Source organism: Chamaesiphon sp. OTE_20_metabat_361 (genome assembly GCF_031364565.1).
In genome coordinates this window covers 1-3672 of record NZ_JANLWO010000696.1, presented here as the reverse complement: position 1 = coordinate 3672, position 3672 = coordinate 1, and the positions used below count along the sequence as shown (strand labels likewise).

The 3672-nt window shown below is 47.8% G+C and carries 4 protein-coding genes and 1 pseudogene; 1 reads left to right on the top strand and 4 read right to left on the bottom strand.

Translation table 11 applies throughout. The features are described from left to right. The 4 genes from RMO35_RS19640 to RMO35_RS19625 form a co-directional block, all read right to left on the bottom strand. Positions 1–1533, bottom strand: a 1533-nt coding sequence (locus RMO35_RS19640) for a class I tRNA ligase family protein (protein WP_309743395.1), incomplete at its 3' end; no start/stop codon positions are given. 196 nt (positions 1534–1729) lie between these two features. Continuing rightward, on the bottom strand, positions 1730–1879 hold the full coding sequence (locus tag RMO35_RS19635; protein WP_309743394.1) for a CopG family transcriptional regulator: 150 nt from the start codon (positions 1877–1879) through the stop codon (positions 1730–1732). 132 nt (positions 1880–2011) lie between these two features. After that, positions 2012–2881, bottom strand: coding sequence for a DNA-formamidopyrimidine glycosylase (locus RMO35_RS19630; RefSeq protein WP_309743392.1), 870 nt, complete (start codon positions 2879–2881; stop codon positions 2012–2014). A gap of 99 nt (positions 2882–2980) precedes the next feature. Then, entirely contained in the window at positions 2981–3220 is a 240-nt protein-coding gene (locus RMO35_RS19625; protein WP_309743389.1) for a photosystem I reaction center subunit IV, read from the bottom strand. A 230-nt stretch (positions 3221–3450) separates the two neighbouring features. Between RMO35_RS19625 and RMO35_RS25420 the strand changes: the two are divergent. After that, a pseudogene (locus RMO35_RS25420) lies at positions 3451–3672 on the top strand (hypothetical protein); the annotation flags it as partial.

Sequence of the window (3672 nt, the reverse complement as noted above, 5' to 3'; positions counted from 1 at the left end):
GCGAACGATATTTTGAACGTGGTTAATCGATTCTTCTGTTAGTAATGGCTCATTAGTTTCAGCATCATAAAAAACGGGAATCGGTACGCCCCAATTGCGCTGACGCGAGATACACCAATCCGATCGTTCGGCAACCATTGGCGTAATCCGATTCTCACCCTGAGCGGGGATCCATTCGACTTCCGAGATCGCTTTTAAGGCTGCTTCTTTAAACCCTTTCACCGACGCAAACCACTGTTCGGTAGCACGGAAAATCGTCGGTTTCTTGGTGCGCCAATCGTAAGGATATTTGTGGGCATAAGACTCTTCTTTAAGTAAAGAATGCGCTTCGAGTAATGCTTGAATGACTAGCTCATTACCATCGCCTAAAACATTTGCACCTTTAAATAATTCCCCCGCTTCTTCGGTGAAATTACCATCGCCATCTACAGGTGCCAGAATTGCTAGCCCGTACTTTTGTCCGACGATATAATCTTCTTGACCGTGCCCTGGTGCGGTATGTACCAAACCCGTACCCGATTCCGTAGTGATGTAATCGCCACCGATAATTACCGGACTGTGCCGATCGTACAGCGGATGTTTGTAAGTGGTATGTTCTAGATCTGCGCCTTTAATTTCGGCTTTAGTAGTCAGGTTCAGATTGAGTTTAGCTGCCAAACCTGCGACCATATCCGCAGCGACGATCGCGTATTTGCAGCCACTATATTGATTATCTTCGCGTCCGGCGACTTCTACGATCGCGTAGCTAAGTTCGGGATTTACCGCCACTGCCAAATTTGCCGGGATCGTCCAGGGCGTAGTAGTCCAGATCGCGACTGCTAAATCGTCCTGAAATGGCTCTAAAATCGCCTTGGCAGCATCAGCAACCTGCGTGACTTTAAATGCCGCAAAAATACTCCGTGAGGTATGTCCTTCGGGATATTCTAGCTCTGCTTCTGCTAGCGCCGTCTTAGAACTCGGACTCCAATGCACGGGCTTCAACCCGCGATAGATATACCCTTTGAGCACCATCTGCCCGAACACGCCGATCTGTGCGGCTTCGTATTCTGGTTGCAGGGTGAGATAGGGCTTATCCCACTCCCCCCAGACACCCAGCCGTTTGAAGCCGAGCTTTTGTTCTTCAACTGTCTTGAGTGCGAATGCTGCCGCTTTTTGCCGTAGTTCTAGCGGGGTCAGATTTAGACGCTCCGCTGGCTTCATGTCTTGGATGACTTTAAGTTCGATCGGTAGTCCGTGACAATCCCATCCCGGTACATAGCGAACTTTTCGCCCCTTGAGCAATTGGTAACGGTTGATGATATCTTTAAGCGTTTTATTGAGCGCATGACCCATGTGTAGCGTCCCATTAGCATATGGGGGGCCATCGTGCAGCACAAAAATTTCGCCCAGATTTGACTGTGACAGTCGTTCAAAAATCTGCTCGTCTGCCCAGAATTTTTGGAGTTCGGGTTCGCGAATGACAGCGTTAGCCCGCATGTCAAACTTAGTCTGGGGTAAGTTTACGGTATTTTTGTAACTTCCGGTTGCTGCCACAGTAGTAAATGCTGATTGGTTTGTATCAGTCTATTATACGCACACAGGCGTGAGCGACGGCGCAATAATGAGTGATGTAATATTTTTAGGCTCTAATTGCAGGGACGATCGCATGATGTCAGTGAGATCGTCCCCAGATCGAACCCACCTACTCGCGATCGTCAATCGATCGATAAACCAATGTCAGTTTTTGCAATTAACTGTCAGCTTCCAATGCTCTGATAAATTCGCGAATCACATCTGTCTTCGTTCTTTCCGTCTTCGCAGTGAAGTTTTGAAGAATGGATAGTTCCTGGTTAGGGATCTTGACATTTAGTTGTTTGATTTTTCTGGTCTTCGTACTCATACTTTCTATGGCCATATCTTAGTTAGTAGATATTTAACCAGAAAATATTAGCTTCAAACAAATCACCTACGTTGGTCTATTGATGTAGGTTGATGAATTATCAAATTTATGCCCACGATCCTAGCACGTATTTTACGAAGTCGGAAGGTCATGACTCTGGCAAGTCGGACAATAGTGGGTACCGCGACCGCCCAATCTAATTTTTTCAATCGGGGTGCCACAGACGCGACAAGGCTGCTTGGTACGGTTGTAGACCCATGCCATGCCCCCATAATTACCATTTGTACCCTGAACGCTGAGATAATTGCTAAAGGTAGTACCACCTTGCTCGATCGAGAGTTGGAGTACGGCGATAATCGATGCGCGCAATAGTTCGACTCGATCGATCGTCAGTTGGTTTGCGGACGTATTCGGATGAATTTTGCTCATAAATAGCGCTTCATCGGCATAGATATTTCCGACTCCCGCGACTAAGTTTTGATCCAGGATGACGGTTTTGATATTGCGGGACGACTTCTGAAGCTTGGCGGCAAAATACCCGGTACTAAAAGCCGGATCGAATGGCTCTGGCCCTAGTTTAGCGATGCCCGTCATCACCTGTTCCAGTTGCTTGCTCGGCGGGATCCACCACATCTGTCCGAATGTCCGCTGATCGACAAATCGAATTTCCCGATCTTTACCCAGAAACAATCTCACGCGCGTATGCTTGTGCAGCTCTGTGTGGCTCTCCACCCACAGCAATTGCCCCGTCATGCGTAAATGCACTCCCAGCCAGCCAGCCGCCTCTGGGGTCTTTGTAGACACCAACTGTGCATATAAATATTTGCCCCGCCGATGCCAACCTTGAATTTTGGTATGCTGGAGTCCGAAGCTAAACTCTTGGGGCGTTTCGGGATGAGCGATCGTCCGTGGTAATAATACTTCAGTGCCAGTAATCGCTCGATCGAGTGTATACCGATCCAACCCGCGACGAACTGTTTCAACTTCAGGTAATTCTGGCATTAGTTATCGTTAGACTGTTAACTAGGGGATGGGTGAGGATCTAGCTAACACAAATTAGTATAGACCGATCGCTCTCCCTAGTTTCCAGTCAGGTGGCGCTTATTTTGCGACAGCTTTAGCTGCTGGTGCCGAAACTTCCACCAACTCACTGACGGCGAAGTTATTGGTATTGACGCCGCCAGCGTTCCCACTGAAGCCGCTGCAATTAACTTTATCAAAACGCACGATGACGTTATATTTGATGCCGCTTTGGTCGATCGAGACTACGCTCCCGATATCCTGGAACCAGTAAGATTCCTTGCGGAGGACGCGAACTTGGGAGCCACGTTGAAGTGCCATAATTACTTTTCCTGCTTGAAGTACTTGGTTTTTAAAAAGGATTCAGCCACGATTAGCTATCAGGCTTATTTTCTGCAAATTTTGCCCTCTTTTTGACACAAGGTAACAAAGCTTAAACAAAGAGGGGAGATGGGAGTTGGGAGTTAGGTTTTATTGAGCTTTTAGAACTACGTTCCAAGTTTCCCGTTCCTTACTTCTCCAGTTTCTCAAACCCTCCCTCCTGCTTTCTTATCTCCCCAACTCCCAACTCCCATCCTTTAACTGCTAACTCCCATCTCCCACCTCCCAACTCCCAACTCCCAACTCCCAACTCATATACCGTGTCCAATTCCGTCTTCGACTCCGAACACCTGCTATTCACGCCAGCGTCGCCAGCGGCTGATGCGATTCCGACGATCTTTGCTTTTCCGAATACATATACAGTCGGCATCACTAGCTTGGGGTATCAGGTG

Bases quoted from the DNA above. Each gene is read 5' to 3' on its own strand.
- RMO35_RS19635 (WP_309743394.1), bottom strand. From the start codon at position 1,879: ATGAGTACGAAGACCAGAAAAATCAAACAACTAAATGTCAAGATCCCT.
- RMO35_RS19630 (WP_309743392.1), bottom strand. From the start codon at position 2,881: ATGCCAGAATTACCTGAAGTTGAAACAGTTCGTCGCGGGTTGGATCGG.
- RMO35_RS19625 (WP_309743389.1), bottom strand. From the start codon at position 3,220: ATGGCACTTCAACGTGGCTCCCAAGTTCGCGTCCTCCGCAAGGAATCT.